19 protein-coding genes are annotated in these 21,792 nt (G+C 62.5%); 10 read left to right on the plus strand and 9 right to left on the minus strand.

Annotated elements, in window-relative coordinates; translation table 11 throughout:
- Position 1 precedes the first annotated feature (1 nt).
- Both VOY09_RS12190 and VOY09_RS12195 read left to right on the plus strand, forming a co-directional pair.
- Positions 2-1,180: a pyridoxal phosphate-dependent aminotransferase gene (locus VOY09_RS12190; protein WP_322894326.1), complete on the plus strand. Its 1,179-nt coding sequence runs from the start codon at positions 2-4 to the stop codon at positions 1,178-1,180.
- Positions 1,177-2,724: a 5-guanidino-2-oxopentanoate decarboxylase gene (locus VOY09_RS12195; protein WP_322894325.1), complete on the plus strand. Its 1,548-nt coding sequence runs from the start codon at positions 1,177-1,179 to the stop codon at positions 2,722-2,724. The genes VOY09_RS12190 and VOY09_RS12195 overlap by 4 nt, the downstream gene beginning before the upstream one ends.
- Here the strand turns inward: VOY09_RS12195 and VOY09_RS12200 are convergent.
- Complete coding sequence (locus VOY09_RS12200; protein WP_322894324.1) at positions 2,711-3,679, minus strand: GlxA family transcriptional regulator; 969 nt, start codon at positions 3,677-3,679, stop codon at positions 2,711-2,713. The genes VOY09_RS12195 and VOY09_RS12200 overlap by 14 nt on opposite strands.
- A 67-nt stretch (positions 3,680-3,746) precedes the next feature.
- On the opposite strand from VOY09_RS12200, the gene VOY09_RS12205 reads away from it, so the two are divergent.
- The 5 genes from VOY09_RS12205 (at position 3,747) to VOY09_RS12225 (ending at position 10,315) form a co-directional block, all read left to right on the plus strand.
- Positions 3,747-4,655 (plus strand): 3-keto-5-aminohexanoate cleavage protein, encoded by a 909-nt coding sequence (locus VOY09_RS12205; protein WP_322894323.1) that lies wholly within the window; start codon positions 3,747-3,749, stop codon positions 4,653-4,655.
- On the plus strand, positions 4,652-6,094 hold the full coding sequence (locus VOY09_RS12210) for a carnitine 3-dehydrogenase (protein WP_322894322.1): 1,443 nt from the start codon (positions 4,652-4,654) through the stop codon (positions 6,092-6,094). The genes VOY09_RS12205 and VOY09_RS12210 overlap by 4 nt, the downstream gene beginning before the upstream one ends.
- Positions 6,094-7,257, plus strand: coding sequence for an acyl-CoA dehydrogenase family protein (locus VOY09_RS12215; RefSeq protein ID WP_322894321.1), 1,164 nt, complete (start codon positions 6,094-6,096; stop codon positions 7,255-7,257). The genes VOY09_RS12210 and VOY09_RS12215 overlap by 1 nt, the downstream gene beginning before the upstream one ends.
- 264 nt (positions 7,258-7,521) lie before the next feature.
- A complete protein-coding gene (locus VOY09_RS12220) occupies positions 7,522-9,537 on the plus strand; it encodes an acetate--CoA ligase family protein (protein WP_322894320.1) in 2,016 nt (671 codons plus the stop codon).
- Positions 9,521-10,315, plus strand: coding sequence for a carnitinyl-CoA dehydratase (locus tag VOY09_RS12225; RefSeq protein WP_416236747.1), 795 nt, complete (start codon positions 9,521-9,523; stop codon positions 10,313-10,315). Before VOY09_RS12220 ends, VOY09_RS12225 begins: the two co-directional genes overlap by 17 nt.
- 138 nt (positions 10,316-10,453) lie before the next feature.
- Here the strand turns inward: VOY09_RS12225 and VOY09_RS12230 are convergent, their stop codons facing one another.
- Together VOY09_RS12230 and VOY09_RS12235 are read right to left on the minus strand one after the other, a co-directional pair.
- Positions 10,454-11,974 (minus strand): inorganic phosphate transporter, encoded by a 1,521-nt coding sequence (locus VOY09_RS12230; RefSeq protein WP_416236746.1) that lies wholly within the window; start codon positions 11,972-11,974, stop codon positions 10,454-10,456.
- A gap of 55 nt (positions 11,975-12,029) precedes the next feature.
- The gene (locus VOY09_RS12235; protein ID WP_322894318.1) at positions 12,030-12,488 is read right to left on the minus strand and encodes an NUDIX hydrolase; all 459 of its coding nucleotides are present in this window, start codon (positions 12,486-12,488) and stop codon (positions 12,030-12,032) included.
- A gap of 179 nt (positions 12,489-12,667) precedes the next feature.
- Between VOY09_RS12235 and VOY09_RS12240 the strand changes: the two genes are divergently transcribed.
- Positions 12,668-13,264 carry a methyltransferase domain-containing protein gene (locus VOY09_RS12240; RefSeq protein WP_322894317.1) on the plus strand — a complete coding sequence of 199 codons (597 nt, stop codon included), beginning with the start codon at positions 12,668-12,670 and terminating at the stop codon, positions 13,262-13,264.
- Here VOY09_RS12240 and VOY09_RS12245 read toward each other — a convergent pair.
- Positions 13,261-14,106 carry an SDR family oxidoreductase gene (locus VOY09_RS12245; protein WP_322894316.1) on the minus strand — a complete coding sequence of 282 codons (846 nt, stop codon included), beginning with the start codon at positions 14,104-14,106 and terminating at the stop codon, positions 13,261-13,263. The two genes, VOY09_RS12240 and VOY09_RS12245, sit on opposite strands and share 4 nt — an antisense overlap.
- 84 nt (positions 14,107-14,190) lie before the next feature.
- Between VOY09_RS12245 and VOY09_RS12250 the strand changes: the two genes are divergently transcribed.
- Complete coding sequence (locus VOY09_RS12250; RefSeq protein ID WP_322894315.1) at positions 14,191-14,544, plus strand: helix-turn-helix domain-containing protein; 354 nt, start codon at positions 14,191-14,193, stop codon at positions 14,542-14,544.
- A gap of 75 nt (positions 14,545-14,619) precedes the next feature.
- Complete coding sequence (locus VOY09_RS12255) at positions 14,620-15,384, plus strand: SDR family oxidoreductase (RefSeq protein ID WP_322894314.1); 765 nt, start codon at positions 14,620-14,622, stop codon at positions 15,382-15,384.
- Here VOY09_RS12255 and VOY09_RS12260 read toward each other — a convergent pair.
- From VOY09_RS12260 to VOY09_RS12280, 5 genes are all read right to left on the minus strand, one after another.
- Positions 15,357-18,158, minus strand: coding sequence for an AMP-binding protein (locus VOY09_RS12260; protein ID WP_322894313.1), 2,802 nt, complete (start codon positions 18,156-18,158; stop codon positions 15,357-15,359). The two genes, VOY09_RS12255 and VOY09_RS12260, sit on opposite strands and share 28 nt — an antisense overlap.
- Positions 18,159-18,256: 98 nt before the next feature.
- Positions 18,257-19,417: an MFS transporter gene (locus VOY09_RS12265; protein ID WP_322894312.1), complete on the minus strand. Its 1,161-nt coding sequence runs from the start codon at positions 19,415-19,417 to the stop codon at positions 18,257-18,259.
- Between the two features lie 19 nt (positions 19,418-19,436).
- Positions 19,437-20,273 carry a transglutaminase-like domain-containing protein gene (locus VOY09_RS12270; RefSeq protein ID WP_322894311.1) on the minus strand — a complete coding sequence of 279 codons (837 nt, stop codon included), beginning with the start codon at positions 20,271-20,273 and terminating at the stop codon, positions 19,437-19,439.
- The gene (locus VOY09_RS12275) at positions 20,270-21,316 is read right to left on the minus strand and encodes a permease (RefSeq protein ID WP_322894310.1); all 1,047 of its coding nucleotides are present in this window, start codon (positions 21,314-21,316) and stop codon (positions 20,270-20,272) included. The genes VOY09_RS12270 and VOY09_RS12275 overlap by 4 nt, the downstream gene beginning before the upstream one ends.
- A 52-nt stretch (positions 21,317-21,368) precedes the next feature.
- On the minus strand, positions 21,369-21,701 hold the full coding sequence (locus tag VOY09_RS12280) for a metalloregulator ArsR/SmtB family transcription factor (protein ID WP_322894309.1): 333 nt from the start codon (positions 21,699-21,701) through the stop codon (positions 21,369-21,371).
- Between the last annotated feature and the right edge of the window lie 91 nt (positions 21,702-21,792).

The raw sequence follows: 21,792 nt of genomic DNA on the forward strand, positions 1-21,792 counted from the left end.
GATGCATTATGCTGCTGTGACCACCCGTCTTGCCGGGATGGGGTCTGATAAATGGGCGCTCAGCGCCGCTGCCAATGCGCGGATTCGCGCGGGTGAAAAGGTGGTCAACCTGACCATCGGCGAACCCGATGTCCCGACACCCGATACCTTGATCCAAAGCGCCACAAGCGCGATGCAGGCCGGGCGCACCGGCTATTCCAACGGGCGGGGGGAACCGGCCCTGCTGCGCGCCCTGTCGGGCCGTTATAGCGCGTTAACCGGGCGCACGATTGGAACTGACCGTTTCCTGTGCCTTCCCGGCACGCAGACATCCTTGTTTCTGGTGCTGATGGCAATCTGCGATCCGGGGTCCGAAGTGATCCTCGGTGATCCGATGTATGCGACATATGAAGGGCTGATCCGCGCCGCCGGTGCGGTCCCGGTGCATGTCACGCTGGACCCGGCGCATGGCTTCCGGCTGCAAGCCAGCGATATCGCGGAAAAGGTCACCGCCGCCACACGCGCGATCATGGTGAACACACCGCATAACCCGACCGGCGCAATTTTGGGCCCCGATGATCTGGACGCGATCTGTGCGGTGGCGGAAGCACATGACCTCTGGGTCATCTCGGACGAGGTTTACGGCAATCTGACGCATAATAACGCGGTCTTTACCTCGGCCTTGGCCAATCCGACATATCAGGACCGCGTGATCGTCACCGCCTCGATCTCCAAATCCCATGCCGCGCCGGGGTTCCGGTCGGGCTGGGTCTGTGCCTCGGCCGATTTCTGCGCGCGGGCTTTGCCCTTGTCGGAAACCATGCTGTTCGGCTCGCAACCCTTCATCGCCGATATGACGGCAGAAGCGGTGACCAGCCCCCCCACCCTCGCCCGCGCCATGGCCGGACGGATGGCAAATCGCGCCCGGATCATTCATGACGCCTTGGACGGGGTGGCAGGCCTGCACGTGCATCTGCCCGAGGCGGGAATGTTCGCCTTGCTCGACATCCGCGCCCTTAGTCAGGATTCACAGGCTTTCGCCTTTGCCTTGCTCGATGCGACAAAAGTCGCCGTCATGCCAGGTGCCTCCTTCGGCGCGGCGTTTGAGGGTTGGCTGCGCCTTGCCCTAAACGCCAGCGATGATGACACGCGCGCCGCCTGCGCCCGGATCGCTGATTTCGCGCAAGGATATCAGCCATGACATCCGTGGCCGAAACCCTTGTCGGCTGGCTCAGATCCATGGGAACCGAGGTAATCTTCGGCATCCCCGGCGTTCATACGATCGAGCTTTACCGTGCCTTGCCGGATGCCGGTATCCGCCATGTCACGCCAAGGCACGAGGCTGGCGCGGGTTTCATGGCCGATGGCTATGCCCGTGTGACAGGCCGGTTCGGCGTGGCCTTGGTGATCACCGGGCCGGGGCTGACCAATATCCTGACGCCGATGGCGCAGGCGCGCGCGGATTCGGTGCCGATGCTGGTGATTTCGGGGGTAAACCGGCGTGACAGCTTGGGCAAAGGGCTGGGCCATCTGCATGAACTGCCCGACCAACTGGCGCTGACCAAGACATTGGGTCCGGCCTTTCATCTGAACCAGCCTGACGAATTGCCCGGCATCCTGACCCAGATCGCCACTGCCTTGACCAATGGTCGCGGCGGTCCTGTGCATCTGCAAATCCCGCTCGATTTGATGGCGGCAGAGGCACCAGACGCGCCAGAAAATGTTGCGGCTGATCCCGCCACGACGCCAGATGTGACCCGTGCAAATGTCCTGCTTGACCGCGCAGAATCCGCGGTGATCCTTGCCGGTGGCGGCTGTCGCCATGCGGGCGCGGAATTGCAGGCGCTGGCCGAACGGCTGGGTGCGCCGGTGATCCTGACCACCAATGCGCGCGGGCTGATGCATGGGCATCCGCTGGTCGTGCCTGCCACACCCAGCCTTGCGCCGGTGCGCGACCTGATCGGCGCTGCAGATCAGGTACTGGTGCTCGGCTCTGAAATGGGGCCGACGGATTACGATATGTATGATGATGGTGGTTTCCCGGATGTGGCACAGATGATCCGCGTCGATATCGACGCAGACCAACTCGCCCGCCATCCGGCCGCCCTGCCACTGCAAGGCGATGTCGGAACAATCCTGCCGCATCTGACACGCGCCACCCCCGCACAAAATGGCCCTGCCCGCGCGGCTGCCACATGCAAAGCAGCGCATGCCGCCCTCCCCGCAGGTTATGCCGCAGAAATCGCCGTGCTCGACGCTCTGCGCGACACCTGTCCGGGTGCCATCATGGTCGGCGATTCCACACAAGTGATCTATGCAGGCAATATGTATTACGACCACGACCGCCCGCGTGGCTGGTTCAACGCCGCCACCGGCTATGGCGCTTTGGGCTATGCGACGGGTGCGGCAGTCGGCGCAGCGCTCGCTGCCCCCGATGCGCGCATCCTGTGCCTGATCGGCGATGGCGGTCTGATGTTCGCCCCCGGCGAGCTGATGACAGCGGTCGAGGAAAACCTGAACATCACCTTCATCGTTTTCAACAACGCGGGCTTTGGCGAGATTGCCAATGCCATGAAAGCCGCAGGGGCAGAGGTGCTGGGCTGCACCCCGCGCCCGCCCGGCTTTGCCGATTTCGCGCGGGCTTGCGGCCTGCCCTATACCTGCACGACGCCCGCAAATCTGGACGCAACAGCCCCCGGCCCCCGGATGATCGAGGTGACATTGCCCCCGGTCACTGCCTCCTGATCCGGCTGGGCGGCACCCCGAACCGCCGCCGGAACGCCCGGGAAAAGCTGGTCGGATCAACAAAGCCACAGCGCAGCGCGATATCGCGCAGCGCATGGTCGGTGTCCGTCACCATCCGCCGCGCCATCTGTAACCGCAGGTCCAGATAGGCCGCGCCCGGCCCCTGGCCCAAAGCATCACGAAACACTTGTTCCATCCGGCGCGGGCCCAGCCCCTGCGCGCGGGCAATGGTGGCAAGCGGCAGCGGCTCTTCCAGATGCGCATTCATCATCGCCAGCGCGCCCGCCAGCCGTGCATCGCCCGCCACCGGCACCAGACCGGGGCGTTGCGGGCGGCTTCCATCGACCTGCGGTTCATATTGAAACGACGCCGCCACCTGCCCCGCCAGCGCCGCGCCACACCGCGCCCCGATCAGATGCAGCATCAGGTCAGCAGCAGGCGCCGCACCGCCCGCCGTAAAGCGGTTGCGCGAAATGACAAAACGGTCTGGCACGACATCAACGGCGGGATGGGCGCTGGCGAAATCCTCCAGATCTTCCCAATGAACGGTGGCACGGTGCCCGTCCAACAGACCGGCCCGCGCCAGAACCCAAGGTCCCGCATCGACCGCCCCTACAGCGTGGAATTGCCCGGCAATCCGGCGCAAGTCTGCGATCAAAGGACGGGTCGCAACCTCCGACTGGTTATAGCCCGCGACCACGATCAGCGCATCAGCGCCCACGGCAGCATTCAACGCCCCGATGGCAGGCAAGGCGATCCCGCAGGTTAGCGCCACATCCTCGCCCGAGGGCGAGACGACGCGCCAGCGAAACCCCTCCTGCCCCAGATGCCGGTTGGCATTGCGCAACGGGTCCAGCACCGACGCGACCTCCAATATCGACGCCCGCGGTAGCACCAGCACCGCAATGTCCAGCGGGCGGTCCGAAGGCGCAAAAATGGTTGCAGAAAATGCCATATCTGTTTCGTAAATCGCCAAGCCTGCGCGCGCAACCCTGTTAGCCTGCCGGGAAAGGAGACAGCCAATGCCACTCACCATGAACCGCGAGGTTTTCATCACCTGTGCCGTCACCGGATCGGGCAGCACGCAGGATATGTCGCCGCATGTGCCACGTTCCCCCGCACAGATCGCCAGCGCCGCGATTGACGCGGCCAAGGCCGGGGCCGCCATTGTCCATTGCCACGTGCGCGACCCTGAAACTGGCGTGCCCTCACGCGACCCCGCACTGTACCGCGAAGTCACCGACCGTATCCGCGACGCAGAGGTCGATGTGATCCTGAACCTGACCGCTGGCATGGGCGGCGACCTGATGTTCGACGGGACGGAAACGATGAACCGCATGTCGCAGACATCCGACATGGCAGGTGCCGCCGAACGGGTGCAGCATATCGTCGATTGCCGCCCTGAAATCTGCACGCTTGATTGCGGCACGATGAATTTCGCCGAGGCCGATTATGTCATGGTCAACACGCCCGGCATGTTGCGCGATATGGCCGCGCGCATGGCAGCCACCGGCGTGCGGATCGAAATTGAAGCCTTCGACACCGGCCATCTGTGGTTCGCCAAACAATTGGTGAAAGACGGCATCATCCCCGCTCCGGTGCTGGTCCAGCTTTGCATGGGTGTGCCTTGGGGCGCGCCGGATGACCTCAACACCTTCATGGCGATGGTCAATAACGTGCCGGACGACTGGCACTGGTCCGCCTTCGCACTCGGGCGCAATGAAATGCCCTATGTCGCGGCCTCTGTGCTGGCGGGCGGCAATGTGCGGGTCGGGCTGGAAGACAACCTCTATCTGTCCAAAGGCATGCTGGCCAGTAATGCGCAGCTGGTCGAAAAGGCAGTCACTATCGTAGACAACATGGGCGCAAAGGTGATCGGGCCGGATGCTGTGCGCGAACGCTTGCACCTGACCAAGAGGGCACCATTATGAAGGCCGCGATCATCGGTGGTGGCGTGATCGGCGGCGGCTGGGCGGCGCGGTTCTTGCTGAACGGCTGGGATGTCGTTGTCTTCGATCCAGACCCCGACGCACCACGCAAAATCAACGCAGTGCTGGACAATGCCAGATTATCGCTGCCCGCGCTGTCCGATGTGCCGCTGCCCGCGATGGGCAAGCTTAGCTATGCCACGACCCTGACAGAGGCCGTGACAGGGGCGGATTACATTCAGGAATCCGTCTCCGAACGGCTCGACCTGAAACATCGCGTCTATGCGGATATCCAGCGCGCGGCACCGGATACACCGTTGGGCTCCTCCACATCCGGTTACAAACCGTCCCAATTGCAGAAAGGCGCGATCAACCCCGCTGCGATCTTCGTCGCGCATCCGTTCAACCCGGTCTACCTGCTGCCGCTGGTCGAGGTGGTGCCCAGCCCCGCCAGCGACATGACCCTGATCGAAACCGTCAAGGAAACCCTGCGCAGCCTAGGCATGTTCCCGCTGCATGTGCGCAAGGAAATCGACGCCCATATCGCCGACCGGTTCCTGGAGGCGGTCTGGCGCGAGGCGCTGTGGCTGGTCAAAGACGGCATCGCCACCACCGAGGAAATCGACGAGGCAATCCGCATGGGGTTCGGCCTGCGCTGGGGCCAGATGGGCCTGTTCGAAACCTACCGGATCGCCGGGGGCGAGGCTGGCATGAAACATTTCCTGGAACAATTCGGCCCCTGCCTGACCTGGCCCTGGACCAGATTGACGGATGTGCCGGAATTCAACGAAGACCTGGTCGATCTGATCGCCGGGCAATCGGATGCGCAATCCGGCCATCATTCGATCCGCGATCTGGAACGCATCCGCGACGACAATCTTGTCGGCTTTCTGCGGGTGCTGAAAGACCGCGACTGGGGGGCCGGTCAGGTGCTGAACGCGCATGACGCCTTGCGGCGCGACACTGTGACAGCACCGGATGCCGATGGCCCGCTGGTAAACCTGCAGGTCCTGCCCAGCTGGATCGATTACAACGGCCATATGACCGAAAGCCGCTATCTGTTTGCAGGCTCAGAAACCTCAGATGCACTGTTGCGGCTGATCGGCGCGGATATGGATTATGTCGCAGGCGGGCACAGCTATTACACCGCCGAAACCCATATCCTGCATCTGGGCGAGGCAAAACTGGGCGACCACCTGACCGGATCAGTGCAGGTTCTGGAAGCCGATGAAAAGCGGCTGCATGTCTTCATCACCATCGCGAAAGATGGCACGCCAGTGGCGACACTGGAACAGATGCTGCTGCATGTCGATATGGCGGCAGGCAAGACCTGCCCCGCCGCCCCCGATATCCTCGCCCGGCTGCTGCCGATCCGCGATGCCCATGCGAGCCTGCCGCGCCCCGCCAGCGCAGGCCGCCATGTCGGACAAAGGAAAACCTGATGCATTTCGCGATGAGTGACGAACAGCGGATGATCGTGGACACGACCCGCGCCTTTGTAGAGGCCGAGCTTTACCCGCATGAGTCCTTGGTCGAACGCACCGGCCATCTGCCGATGGACCTGATCCGCGAGATTCAGGCCAAGGCGATAGCCGCAGGACTCTATGCCGCCAACATGCCCGAAGAGGTCGGCGGCGCCGGCCTCGATACGCTCTCTTGGCTGCTCTATGAACGCGAACTGGGGCGCGCCAATTACGCGCTGCACTGGACCTGCGTGGCGCGACCCTCCAACATCTTGCTGGCGGGCACCGAAGCACAGCGGCAAAAATATCTCTATCCCTGCCTGCGTGGCGAAACCTGGGATTGTCTGGCGATGACCGAACCCGGTGCCGGGTCTGACCTGCGCGGCATGCAGGCCAACGCACGACAGGATGGCGACGACTGGGTGCTGAACGGCACCAAACATTTCATCAGCCATGCCAATATCGCGGGTTTCACCATCGCGTTCATGGCGACCGGGGAAGAGGACACGCCGCGCGGCAAGAAGAAAAAGATCACCGCCTTCTTCGTCGACAAAGGCACGCCGGGGTTCACAATCCGCGATGGCTATCGCAATGTCAGCCACCGGGGATATTCCAATGCGGTGCTGGAATTCGATGATTGCCGGGTGCCCACCGAAAATATCCTCGGCGAGGTCCATAAAGGCTTCGAGGTCGCCAATGACTGGCTCGGTGCCACCCGCCTGCAAGTCGCGGCCACCTGCCTTGGCCGCGCCGACCGCGCCTTGCAACATGCGATCAGCTACGCCGCCGAACGCCGCCAGTTCGGCCAGCAGATCGGCAAGTTTCAGGGTGTCAGTTTCAAACTCGCCGATATGGCGATGGAACTGAAAGCCGCAGAATTGCTGACATGGGAAGCTGGCTGGAAGCTCGATCAGGGCAATGTGACCGATGCCGACATGGCCATGGCAAAACTCAAAGCCAGCGAAGTGCTCGCCATGGTTGCCGATGAGGCGATCCAGATCCATGGCGGTATGGGGCTGATGGATGACCTGCCGCTGGAACGGATCTGGCGCGATGCGCGGGTCGAACGGATCTGGGAAGGCACCAGCGAAATCCAGCGCCATATCATCAGCCGCGCACTGCTGCGTCCGCATGGTGGCTAGACAGAAAGAAGGGGGCTGTCTGCCCCCTCGGCGCTGGCGCGCCTCACCCCCGAGGATATTTGGGAACAGATGAAACGAAATGTTAATCAATCGCTGTGATAAAGATCAAGCGGTACAGGGGGGGACCCCGATGACCGCAACAGGTGAAGTTTCCCTGTCTCGCTTACGCGGGACAGGGCGACGCGCCCTTTTCATCTGTTCAAAAATATCCTGGGGGTCCGGGGGCCAAGCCCCCGGCTGCTTGCGCCGCAGGCAGATGCGGCCATGACCGACCTGTCGCGCCTTTTGCGACCGCATAGTATTGCCGTGCTGGGCTCTGGCTGGGCCAGCAATGTCATCACGCAATGCCAGCGGATGGGCTTTGACGGTCCGGTCTGGCCGGTGCATCCGACGCGCGATCAGATTGCAGGTGTCACCTGCTATCCGACTTTGGCCGATCTGCCGACCGCCCCCGACGCGACCTTCATCGGCGTCAACCGTCATGCCACGCTGGATGTGGTCTCCGATCTGGCCACGATGGGCGCAGGCGGGGCGATCTGCTTTGCATCGGGCTGGTCGGAATCAGGCCAAACCTTTCTGCAGGACCAGTTGGTCGCAAATGCCGGACAGATGCCGATCCTGGGGCCGAATTGCTATGGTGTGATCAATTACCTCGATGGCGCGCTGCTTTGGCCCGACCAGCACGGCGGGCGGCGGGTGGATCGCGGGGTGGCGCTGCTTAGCCAATCCTCCAATATCGTGATCAATATGACGATGCAGACGCGTGGCCTGCCGGTTGCCTATGTCGCCTGTCTGGGCAATGCCGCCCAGGTCAGCCTTGGGCAGCTGGCGCAGGCGATCCTGGCTGATGACCGCGTCACAGCATTGGGGCTCTATATCGAAGGTCTGGGTGATGCCCCTGCTTTCGCCGCCATCGCAGATGCGGCGCAGCAGGCGGGCAAGGGTATCGTGGCGATCAAATCGGGCAAGACCGCCGCCGCGCGCGATGCCGCAGCATCGCATACCGCCACACTTGCAGGCGGCGGTGCGGCATCATCGGCCTATCTGCGCCAGATCGGTGTGGCCGAGGTGAACACACCCGCCGAACTGATCGAAACGCTGAAAATCCTTCATGTCCATGGCCCCGGTCTGGGGCGGCGGCTGTGTTCGCTGTCCTGTTCGGGTGGCGAGGCCGGGCTGGTCGCCGATCTGGCCGCACCTTTTGGCCTCGATTTTCCGACCCCCAGCACAGAACAGCGCGCCCGCCTGTCCGATATCCTTGGCCCGATTGTCACGATTGCCAATCCATTGGATTATCACACATTCATCTGGGGCGACGGGCCGCGCACCACGGCTGTCTTTACCACCATGCTGGCTGGCTATGACGCGGGGATCTTTGTGATTGACCCGCCGCGCCCGGACCGCTGCGATCCGGCCAGCTTTGCGCCCGCACTGGACGCCATCGTCGCGGCAGGCAAAGCCACCGGCAAGCCCGCCTTTCCCGTCGCCTCCCTGCCCGAAAACTTTGACGAGGATCGCGCGATTGCCTTGATCGATCAGGGGATCGCGCCTCTGATGGGGCTGGACACCGCGCTGGCCGCGATCCGCGCGGCGCAGGTGACGCCGGGGCGCGCGGATTGGCGGCCATGGCCCGTGGTCCCGCGCCAGCGCCCGCTGACATTGCTGCCTGAAAGCGATGCCAAGGCATTGCTGAACACGGCAGGCATCGCCACGCCGCGCGGCATCAGCGCCGTGACGCTCGTGCATCTGGCACAACATGCCAGCAATCTGACCCCGCCCTTGGTGCTCAAAGGGCTTGGTTTTGCCCATAAGACCGAGGCAGGTGCCGTCCGGCTGCACCTGCCGTCACTTGACGGGCAGGCAGATATCCCCGGTGCGACGGGCTATCTGGCTGAAGAAATGATCACCGATGCGCTGGCCGAAATGTTGATCGGCGCGCGCCGCGATCCGGTTTACGGGGCGACGCTGACACTTGGCTTTGGCGGGGTCACCGCGGAATTGCTGGCCGATACGGTGACATTGGTCCTGCCGGTGACGGCCGATGATATCCGCGACGGATTGCGGTGCCTAAGACTATGGCCGCTGCTGGATGGCTATCGCGGCAGGCCGCTGGCCGATGTGGATGCTGTCATCGCCACGGCACTGGCGTTGCAGAATATGCTGCGTGATGACAGGCTGTTGCACGAAATAGAAATCAACCCGCTGATGGTCCGCGCAAAAGGGGCCATCGCGGTCGATGCCGTGATCTGGAAGGAGAACGACGATGCAGATGCTGAGTGAAGGCCCGATCCGCACGCGGCGCGATGGTGCCGTGCTGGAGGTCACGCTGGACCGGCCCAAGGCCAATGCGATTGATCTGGCCACCAGCCGGATCATGGGCGCGGTGTTCCGCGATTTCCGCGATGATGACAGCCTGCGGGTCGCGATCCTGCGCGCGGAAGGTGACAAGTTCTTTTGCCCCGGCTGGGATCTGAAAGCCGCAGCAGGTGGCGATGCCGTTGATGCCGATTACGGTGTCGGCGGCTTTGGCGGCTTGCAGGAATTGCCACAGATGAACAAGCCGGTGATCGCGGCTGTGAACGGCATCTGCTGTGGCGGCGGGCTGGAACTGGCGCTTAGCTGTGATCTGATCCTCGCCTCTGACAACGCCAGCTTTGCGCTGCCCGAAATCCGGTCCGGCACAGTGGCCGACGCCGCATCGATCAAATTGCCCAAACGCATCCCCTATCACGTCGCGATGGACCTGCTGCTGACCGGGCGCTGGTTCGACGCGGAAGAGGCGCTGCGCTGGGGTCTTTTGCGCGAGATCACGACGCCCGCTGATCTGCTGCCCAAGGCATGGAACCTGGCGCGATTGCTGGAAAGCGGCCCCCCGCTGGTCTATGCCGCCATCAAGGAAATCGTCCGCGAGGCCGAGGATATGCGGTTTCAGGATGCGCTCAACCGGATCACGAAACGGCAGTTTGCCAGTGTCGATGTGCTTTATGCCAGCGATGATCAACTGGAAGGCGCGCGCGCCTTTGCCGAGAAACGTGATCCGGTCTGGAAAGGCCGCTAAAGCCGATTGACCCTGCCCCGTTCCAGAATATCTGAATTTGGCGTAATATATTGATTACACATGAAATATCGCGAAGTTGCCAATTGGCAATTTCGCCGTTTTCCGCTGCTGCGCGGCGCGACTATCACGCGATAGAATCTACACTGTCAGGCCGTTCAGCACCACAAAGACCAGCGCCGAGATCAGCGCGGTAGCGGGCACTGTCACTACCCAGGCTGCGATGATCGTCATGAAATGCGACCGGCGCACCAGCTTGCGCCGCCGCCGTTCCTCGGGCGCGATGCGGATTGCGGGTGCGCGGGCGGTCTTGCTGTTGCGCAGGCGGCGTTCGGCGTCCCATTCACGAAAGAACCCGACACCGAAAACAGCACCGACAGCGATATGCGTCGATGATACCGGCAGGCCCAGCCAGCTGGCGATGATCACCGTGATCGCCGCCGACAATGCCACGCAATAGGCGCGCATCGGGTTGAGTTTGGTGATCTGCGACCCGACCATCCGGATCAGTTTCGGGCCGAACAGAAACAGGCCAAAGGAAATGCCGAAGGCCCCGACGATCATCACCCAAAGCGGGATCGCGACCTGCGGCGTAACCGTGCCAGACTGCGCCGCATGCACGATGGCCGCCAGCGGGCCGACCGCATTGGCGACATCATTGGCCCCATGCGCGAAACTCAGCAAAGCGGCAGAGATCACCAGCGGCACGCTGAACAGCACCTTGAGCGATTTGTTGCGGTTTTCCAGACCTTCAGACTGGCGCTTGATCAGTGGGATCGTCACGATCCACGCGATCACCCCCAGCAGCATTCCGACTGTCGCAGCGGATTGCAGACCGATGGTGACAACCCGGCTCAACCCTTTCATCGCCAGATAGGTCGCGAAGGCCCCGACCATGATCCCCACAAGGATCGGCACCCAGCGCCGGGCGGCCTGAATCTTGTCATCCTGATAGATGATCCGCGATTTGATCAGGGCAAGGAACAGCGCCGCGATCAGACCACCCATCACCGGCGAAATGACCCATGACGCCGCGATCGCGCTCATCGTCGTCCAGTTGACGGCGGCAAAACCAGCCGCCGCAATGCCAGCCCCCATCACCCCGCCGACGACCGAATGGGTGGTCGACACAGGTGCCCCGATCCATGTGGCAAGATTGATCCACAGGGCCGCCGATATCAGCGCCGCCATCATCGCCCAGATAAAGACCTGCGCATCAGCTACCGTCGCAGGGTCGATGATCCCGCTGGAAATGGTCGACACGACATCGCCGCCCGCGAGCAACGCGCCAAGCGTTTCAAAGATCGCCGCAATCGCAATCGCACCGCCCAGGGTCAGCGCATTGGCCCCGACCGCAGGCCCCATATTATTGGCCACGTCATTGGCACCGATGTTCAGCGCCATATAGCCGCCAAAGACCGCCGCCGCGATCACGACAAAGCTCATCGGGGAGGAGCCAAAGAAAACCGCAGCGGCAAACCCGGTGACCACCAGGAAGGCAAGCGCGATCCCCGGGGCGACCATCGGCCGGGCGACATATTGCGTGGCGGTTTCCAGATGCGAAAATCGCTGCAAATCCCGGTCAAGGGTTTCCAGATGGCTTGCTTTGTTTTGCGGTTCGCTCACAGCTTTCGGCCCCGTTGGTTCAACAGGTCGCGGCATAGGGAAGGCTGACCGGAGGGGCAACCAATTACGTCACAAAACTGATACAATATTGTTACATATCCCGCAGGATCTGCTGCAATTCCGGCTCTTGCACCATATTCGCCGCGACCGCCGGGCTGACCCATCTGCGGTCACGTTCATCGACTTCGGGATATTTGGCCGAGAGTTTGCTGACTTCCACGGCAAAGACCAATGTTTCCACCTGCACCGGCAGGCCGCTGGACAGCTCTTTTTCGTAACAGAAAATACCGACAGCCTCACCCGTGATATTGCCTGCGCGCACGCCTGCTTCTTCCCAGGCTTCCTGAAGTGCTGCACCGGGTGCATCCTTGCCATCGATGGGCCAGCCTTTTGGGATGATCCAGCGGCCTGTGCCGCGCGATGTGATCAGCAGCACCTGTTTACCGCCATCTTTGACGCGGTAGCACAGCGCAGCAACCTGAAGCCTGCGGGGTCGGATAAATAAGGGGCGGACCAAATCGGTCCATGCCCGAAGCATGCCTGTTGTCATAAAATAATGTCCGTCCCTGTCCGGGTTTCTTGTTAATAACGTAAGTTATATAGGCTTTGTCTCGTATTTGCAAAATGCAACAGCATTGCGTGTCGTTTACAACCTCGCTTCGCCAGTATCGTTCCCTCCGGGTGGCAGAACGATTGCATTTTACGCAAAGCGCCGCGATAGGGGGCAGAATGACCAGCTATCTGCATGAAGACCGTCTGCAAGCCGTGCTCGCCGCGATCCGCGCCAGCGGAGCGGCGCGGGTGTTGGATCTGGGCTGTGGCGATGGCGATCTGTTCGTGCGTCTGGCGGTAATGCCGGAGCTGACGGAACTGGTGGGGCTGGATATCTGCACCGCCTCGCTTGACCGGCTGCGGGCAAAGCTGCTGCGGCTGGATGTGCAGGCCGGCAAGATCGATGTGCGCCATGCCTCGATGACAGACCCCGCGCGCGATCTGGCCGGCTATGATTGCGCGGTGTTGCTGGAAACCATCGAACATATCGATCCCGGCGATCTGTCGCGGCTGGAACGGGCGCTGTTTACGATATTGCGCGCGCAGACCATCATCATCACCACGCCCAATGCGGAATTCAACCCTTTGCTGGGTGTCCCCGGCCACCGGATGCGCCACCCCGATCACCGTTTTGAATGGGACCGCGCGCGGTTCCGCCAATGGTGCGGGCGCGCGGCCAAGGCGGCGGGCTATACCGCCGCCTTTCATGATATCGCAGGCGCGCATCCTGTGCTGGGCGGGGCCAGTCAGATGGCGGTGTTTACCCGCGCTTAAGCCAAAGCGGCGCGCACAGCCTCTGACAATGGCGTTGTCGGGCGGCCCAGAAGCTTGCTGAGCGTGCCGGACTTATCCGCCAGCCAGCCCTCATGCGCCTTCAGATCCACATCGACCAGCGTCGCGGCGAAACCTTCAGGCAGGCCGAAGCTTTCCAGAATGCCCTGATACACATCGCCCGGCAGGTTGTTATAGGGGATCTCCTTGCCGGTCTGGCGCGACACTTCAGCGGCGATATCGGCCAAGGTGATCACCTCGTCCCCGCCCAATTCATAAACCTGCCCGGCATGGCCGTCACCTGCTGCTACGACAGCCAAAGCCTGCGCATAATCTGCACGGGTTGCGGGGGTGAAGGGTGCATCCCCTGCGGCACCGATCAAGGCCCCGGCAGAGATTGCCCCGGCCAGATTGCCGGTCCAGTTTTCGCTGTACCAGCCATTGCGCAGGATCGTGGCTTTCAGCCCTGCCTCATTGATCGCCTCTTCCGTCGCCTTGTGATCGGCAGCGATCAGCATGGGCGAGGCATCGGCCTGCTGGATCGACGTATAGACGATCCGCCCGACCCCAGCCGCCTTGGCCGCGTCGATCACATTGCGGTGCTGGCCCACACGGTCATTGAAATCATTGGACGAGATCAGCGCCAGCACAGTGACGCCTTGCAGCGCCTCTGCCATTTTATCAGGCGCGTAATAGTCAAAGGCGCGGGCAGCGATACCCAGATCAGCCGCTTTGCCCGGATCACGCGCAAGGGCGATGATGTGCGCAGGATCGGTCAGGGTTTTGAGATGCGTGATGGCCAGACGGCCCAATTGGCCGGTGGCACCTGTGATGGCGATACTCATGGAAAGCTCCGTTCATTGATTGACGCCACACAGATAAATGCATACGCACGAAAAGGAAGTACCCACATATTTGTAAGTATGAAAATGGCCAAAGACCTGACCCCAGATGTGTTGAACGACCGCTGCCCGTCGCGGGTGGTCTTGAACCACGTCACCAGCCGCTGGGGCGTGCTGGTGCTGATCGCCCTGCAGGACGGCACCTTGCGGTTCAGCGCCTTGCGCCGCCGCATCGGCGGTGTGTCGGAACGGATGCTGACGCAATCCCTGCGGCTGTTGGAGGAAGACGGCTTTGTCCGCCGTACCGCCCTGCCCGTCGTGCCGCCGCATGTGGAATATGATCTGACGCCCCTGGGGGTTGAGGTTGCGGAGAAAGTCCATGCGCTGGCCGCCTGTATCGAGGGCAATCTGGCGCAGATCATGGCGCGGCGCGCCGAATAAAGCCCGCTTTGGTTGAAATCTTTGGCCTGATCAGGACATAAGGGGGCAAGAGCAAAGCAGCACAGGCAGGATATCATGATCAGAACAGCCATCATCACCGGCGGATTATCGGGCATGGGCCTTGCGATAGCGCGCAAATTGCACAGTGACGGCGTTACGATCTGCATCGGCGCGCGGCGCGGCGGGGATCAGGCGGCAGTCGCAGCGCTGCATGAGGCTATCGGCGCAAAGGTCATGGTCGCCGCACTGGACGTGCGCAGCAGTGACAGCGTGAACAGCTTTGTCGCGCAGGTTGTCGCGGCGCATGGGCAGGTCGATATCCTGATCAACACCGCCGGTGTTTACGAGGAATCCGCTGTCAGTGATCATTCCGACGATCTGTGGGATGCCACCATCGACACCAATCTGACCGGCACGTTCAAGATGATCCGCGCCGTGTTCCCCGGCATGAAAGCGCGCGGCTGGGGACGGATCGTCAACCTCGCCTCGGTCGCGGCGCATCAGGGGATGCCGAACAACGCCGCCTATTGCGCGTCAAAGGCGGGGCTGTTGGGGCTGGGCCGCTGTGTCAGCCTTGAAGGGGCGGCGCATGGCGTCACCTGCGTCAGCATCAGCCCGACATGGGTGGAGACCGAAATGCTCAAGCAATTCATCGATCAGGAAATCGCCGAGACCGGCGCGCCACGTGCCGAGGTTCGTGCGAAATACGAGGCCTCGAACCCGCAAGGCGCGCTGGTCCAGCCCGAGGAAATCGCCGAACTCGCCGCCTTTCTGGTCAGCGACGCAGGCCGCGCGATCACCATGGAAGATATTCAGGTCAATGCCGGATCATTATGGTGATGTGAAACGCTCCCAAGCCGGGCTTTGATCAGGGTGGCGGGGTCGGAAACCGCCGTAAACTCTTCACCTGTGATTTGCTGCCATGTCGCACTCGCCGCGTCATGGGTCAGCGTGGCTGTCGCGCGCAAGACCGACAGATCGGCGGCGATCAGGGCGCGTTCCCCCTCGGACAGGGGCGCGTCATGCAGCCAGTCTTCAACCGGCAACACCTTCATCGCAGGCGGCGTGGCGTAGATATCAGGGGTCAGGTTGAAATACCGCACCCCATCCGCCCTTGGCAGATCGGCCAGAAACCGCGCTGCCGCCTGCACGGCGATCATGCGGAAGGTCAGGCCTTCGGGGACCGCCTGCATCTGCGCGCAGGCTTTCATAATGATTTCATAGATATCGTTCGGATTGGGGTCGCCCAGATCATAAAGCGACGGCAGCCGCACCACGGCAGCATCCACGCCAGAGGCGGCAATCAACGCCTCCGCCGCGACCTTGGCCGCGCCATAGCCGGAGATTTGCGGATAGGCCGTCGTTGGCCCTTCGGGATAGCGCCCGCCCTGATCGGCAAACACCGCTGTCGAGGATGAAAACCGCAGATCCGCCCCCGCATCGGCGCAGAATTGCAGAACGTTCCTGATCCCCGCCTTGGACCAGCTTTCCATATGATCGCGGTCCACCGCAAGGTTCACCATCGCCGCGCAATGGATCACATGGCGGGTGCTTTTCGCAAGGCTGGCATAATCTGCCGCATCCAGCGCGAAATGTTCATCGTCAATCGACGCAGGCACCAGCACCAGCCGGGCCGGATCGACCCCCTGCTCGGTCGCAATGGCGTGCAGCCGTTCCAACGGATCACGGCGTTTGGGGCGGATCAGGCAATAGATCACCTCGCCCTCTGGCAAGTTCTGCGCAGCGGCGGCCAGAACGCGGCTGCCCAGAAACCCGGTCGCCCCCGTCAGCAGGATGCCGGGGCGGTCGAACTGGCCTTGTGCTTGCGGCGCTGGCACAATGTCTGACAGCAAGTCATGCAACCGGCCCAGCGGTACATTCAGCGCGAAATCAAAATCGACGGGGCGGGCGTAGATGTCCTCCAGCGCCAGCAGCAAAGTCACCGCCATCAGGGAATCGCCGCCTTGGTCATGAAACGACAGATCAGGATCGAGTGTGCTGGCAGAACAGCCCATCACCGCAGCCGCCTGCGCGATTGTCGGGATCACTTCGGCATCGGATACGTCGGCTACAGCTTCTATCGCGGGCAAGGCTTTGTAATCGCACTTGCCCGACACCGGATGCAGCGGCAGCGCATCCAGCCGGACCAGATAGCTTGGGATGCAATAGGCCGGCAGTTCCGCGCGCAACGCCTGCGACAGGCTGGCGGGCAAGCGCGTCTGACCCACGTCAACACCCCATTGCTGCTGGTTCTCTGCCGCCTGCGCAGCATCGGCGCAATAGTAGAACACCAGCGCCTTGCCCTGCCCCGGCACATCCTGCACCCAAGGTACGGCGGTGCTGAATTGCAGGAAGCCATGCAAGGACTCCGTCAATTCCCGCGTCTGGATCGAATGCCCCCGCAGTTTGAGCATATGCGCCACCCGGCCGAGCACAAAGATCGTGCCATCGTCAGTGACATAACCCTGATCGCCAGTGTCATAGAGCCGCGCGGCACGCCCGTTGATCGTCAGTTCACGGAACCGCAAAGCCGTTTCCTCGGGCCGGTTGATATAACCGGGGCCAAGCATCCTCGGTCCCTCGAAATGCAACAGACCCGGCGTGCCGGGCGGGCAAGGCTGGTCATGATCATCCAGCACGACAGGCGTCAGAAAGGGCATCGCCTTGCCAACACTGCCGGTCTGGCGCGGCCCGGATTGATGCGATACCTGCGTCATGCAGATATCATGCGTTTCGCAAATTGAATATAGGTTCCAGACAGTTACACCGGGCAGTTTATCCTCTGCCGCAGCAACCAGATCATCGGTCACAACCTCACCATTCAGGATGATACGCCGTAGGGTGTGCCCTTCGGACGCGCCTGCCCCCCACCCCTGCAACGTCTTGTCAAAGGCCGACGGCGTGAACAGCATCTCGGTCACGCCATGCCGGACCAAGAACCCACGCAACGCCTCGGGGTTCATCAGCTCCGCCATGCGCGGGAAACAGACGGTCGCGCCATCGCGCAAGGGCCGGAACATCTCCCAGATCGCAAAGATATAGACACCCACCACATCACCCGGCGCATAGGGCGTATAAGCATCGCGCCACAGATACGACAGATAGGCCGCGTCATGGGTCACGGGGATGCATTTGGGCTTGCCGGTCGTGCCGGATGTGGCGACCAGATAGATGATGTCATCAGGCGCGACAGCGGCGGCGCGGACAGGTGCGGCGGGCGTATCGGCAAAGCCCGCAATGACCTGCGCCACATCGACGTGGCGGCAATGATCGGGGATCTGGCCGGGCTTGGCGGGTTCCGACAGCAGCACCACGTCGATGTCCAGTTCAGACAGGATATTGCGCAGCACCTCATCCGGCATCGCCGGGTCCAGATGCACGAAAGGCCGCCCCAGAACGACACAAGCCGTGACGGCAGCCCCGAACAACGCCGAAGGTTTGCCGAAAACCGCCACCGCCCCGCGGGGAAGGTTTTCACCCAGCCTAGCGATGCAATCCGCCAATTGCCCATAGGTCAGCGTCAGATCGGCATCCTTGATCGCGATCCGGTCGGCATGGTCCCGCAAGGCAAGGGCGATTTGTGCGGGAACGTTGCCTTTGGGGTAGTCGATCATCAAAAACGCCTCTTTGTCCTGCTTTTGCGACAGTGACTTGGTATCAGGTTCACAAAGGCAAAGGTCAAGTCACGATGCGGTCACGCACAACCTTTACGCTAGTTCCGTTTCAGGATCAGCAAGGCGGCCAGCGCCAGAACCCCCAGCCCCGCCGTCAGCCAGACGGCATTCACCCCCCAGGCGGTGAGCGCCGCGCCAAAGATCAGCGGGGCGGCGGCCTGCGATATCCGCGCAGGCGCATTCAGCCAGCCCAAGCGTTGCCCGTAACCCGCAGCGCCAAACAGCGACAAAGGCAGCGTGCCCTTGGCAATCGTCATGATCCCATTGCCCGCGCCATGCAGGATGGCAAAGACATAGGCCGCAGGCCCGCCAAAGCTGATCAGCGCGACCGCCGCCACCGGATGCGCCGCAGCGGCCAACCGGGTCGAGGCGAGCGGATGAAACCGCCGCAACAGCCCGAATTCCAGCACCCGCGCCGCAACCTGCGCCGGGCCGATCAGCGCGCCTGCCGCAATCGCCATTGCGGTGCTGGCCCCCGCGGCCTGCAACAGCCCCGGCAGATGCGCCGCCATCGCGGTGGCGTTGAACCATGTCACAGCGAAAACGAAGGCCAGCACGTAAAGCGCAAACCGCGATGGCGGCTTGCCTGCGGCTTCCGGCGTGGCGGGTTTGGGCAAGGCCTCGCTGCCCCGTGGCAACCATGCGTTCAGCGGCAAGGCGATCAGGATATGGATCAGCGCCCAGCCCAGACAAGCCTCGCGCCAGCCCCATGTCGACAGCATGATGCCGGAAAGCGGCCAGCCCACCGTGCTGGCAAAGCCTGCAATCAGGGTGATCCCGGTGATCGGGCCGCGCGCGTCTTTGCCATAGATGCCTGCCAGCGTGGCAAAGCCTGCCTCATATAGCCCGATCCCCATGCCCAAGCCGATCACCGCCCAGCCAAGATAAAGCATCGCAGGCACCGGGGCGGCTGCCAGCAGGCACAGGCCAAAAGCAAAGATCAGGTTCGACGCCATCAACACCCCGCGCCCGCCGAACCCGTCGATCCGCGCCCCCGCCCATGGCCCGACGAGGGCCGAAACCACCATCGCCATGGAAAACGCGCCAAAGACCCAGACCGGCGACAGGCCGAAACTCTCGGCCATCGGCACGGCAAGGACAGCGGGGATGTAATAGCTCGATGCCCAACTGATGGTCTGGGACGTGCCCAGCGCGGCGACGGTGAGGCCGCGGCGGGCAGAGGATAGTCTTGCGATCATCAGGAAACCTTCGCGGGGATTACATGGCAGTTTGTGCGACAGGTGAAAGCCGCGCGACAAGGCTGGTGTAGGCCGGTGCGGCCCCCGCTGCCAGCAGCATCGGTTCACCCAGCAGCTTCAGCGCGACAGGACCATTCGGCAGATCATAGCAATGCCCCATCGAATGGGTCAGGGCCACGCGTTCGCCGGGCCTTGGGTTCAACCCTGCCCGCGTCGGCCCAAGATTGGCCTTGAGGTGATGGGCAATGTCCCATTCCAAGACCTCACCTTCGTGGCGCGTCACCACCCAGCAATGGCCATCATCTGTCATCCCGCCGCGTTCCAGTGGAAAGAAATAACCATAGAAATAGCCAGCCTCATAGCCAGCGGCCCGCAGGCTGGCGACCAGATAGGTGTTGATATCGACGCAGGACCCTTCGGTCAGGCCGCAGGACAGGTAAGGGACGGCATCCAGCCCTTCGTTGAATTTGCGCTTGGGGTGGGCATAGGCGAAGCGCGCCTCTGCCTCGGCCACCAAGGCGGCAATCCCTTCGCGCCCGCCGCCTGCGTTTCGGGCAATGGCGCGGCTGGCGTCGACCAATGCTGCCGCCGCGCCGGTGTAGCGGTTGTCACGAGGCTGGAACGCGGCCTGAGGGTAATCACCCGGCGCGCCGATGCTGTAATGCAGCGTGACCGACCCGCCTTGGGGTTGGATCAGCGCGGCACCAAGGCCAAGCGCGGCCTCTGTCGCAACCGCGATGATCTGCCCGCCGCTGACGGTCAGATTGGTCACTGTCTCATAGGGCGTGGCGGTGCCGGTGGGGGCGATCACCGGGTCAGTCACCGGCCCCGTGATCGTGACGTCAAGCGTTCTCATATCGTCATCCAGAGTTGAAACAACAGACCGACCGCAAAGGCCCCGACCAGTGACAGGCCGAGGTAAAGGAAAAACACCTGCGGCTTCGCCAGCGCCCAGACGGCCATCGCGGCGGGGATCGAGGTGACACCACCCGCGACCAGAAAGGCCAGACCAGCACCCGGTGCCATGCCCTGCCCGATCAGCCCGCCGACAAGGGGCAGCGCGGCGTAACCGTTCAGATAGGCGGGGACGCCAACCAAAGTGGCGATCAGGATCGGCAGGATACCTTCACCGCCCAGCGCCGCAGTCACGGTTTCCGCAGGTATCCACGCCAGCATCAGGCTTTCAAGGATAAAGGCCAGCACCAGCCATTTCGCCAGAAACAGCGTTGTGGTCAGCGCTGTTTTGCCGAATTTGGCACGCCGGTCGGGCTCTTGCCAGAACCGCCAGACGACAGGCTTGGGTGCGCGCACCCGCGCCCCGCCGCAGCCGCCATTGCCGATGCCATCGCGCAAGGGATCGGTGAATGCCCCGCCGCGCGCCAACAGATGCACCGTCAAGCCACCAAAGATGCCCAGACCGATGGCAGCCAAGGTTTTCGCCACGGCGAATTCCCAGCCCAGCACGCCTGCGGTCAAAACGAACATCGACGGGTCCATGATCGGCGAGGCCAGCCAGAACGCCATCACCGCAGACAAAGGCACGCCCATCGCCAGCAAGGCCGCGATCAGCGGGATCACCCCGCAGGAACAAAACGGCGACAGGCCCCCCGCCAGCGCGCCCAGCCCGATCATCAGCACGGGTGCGCCAGTGAAGGCTTTGGCGATCAGGTTATCCGCCCCCGTCGCCCCGGCCCATGCGGCAATGCCGATGGACAGCAGCAGGAACGGCGCGGTTTTCAGCAAGGCTTGGCCTGCAAAGATGGCCGAGGCCCCCGCCTGCGCCGTGTCAAACAGCGCCAGCACCAGCAGGATCAGCGCCGAGGCGAGCCAGACCCGCTGATCGCGCCAGAGCGCTGGCATGATGCGCGGGCTGGCACCGGGGATTGCTGTTTCAGTCATATCTACACCTCTAGGTTTGTAGTTATTTTAAGCAAGAAAATGTCTATGCCCTCTAAAGCCAACGTATCCGGGCGGCGTTCTCGGTGTCCTTTGCCGCAACGCCGGAACAGCATTCCGAGGTCAGGAACCCGACCAGCCGGTTCATCGCGTCGAAATCGACGCTGTTGAACACTTCGCGGCCCTGTTTGTTCTGCACCACCAGCCCTGCACCCGTCAGCATTGACAGGTGATGCGCCAGTGTCGAGGCGGGCAGCCCCAGATGTTCGCCGATCTCGCCGACGCGCAGCCCCTCTGGTCCGGCTTTCACCAGCAGGCGAAAGATCGAAAGGCGGGCGTCATGGCCCAAGGCTGCCAGCGCGGTGGCATGGGGATTCGTGTTGTTCATGACAGCATCATAACTATAAAATTAGTTTTATAAAGATTTATCGTCAGGACAGCCGTGCAGCCTCGGTCACAATGCGAAATCTGGCTTCACC

Source organism: Yoonia sp. 67-2, assembly GCF_035117555.1.
In the GTDB taxonomy this organism is placed as follows: domain Bacteria; phylum Pseudomonadota; class Alphaproteobacteria; order Rhodobacterales; family Rhodobacteraceae; genus Yoonia.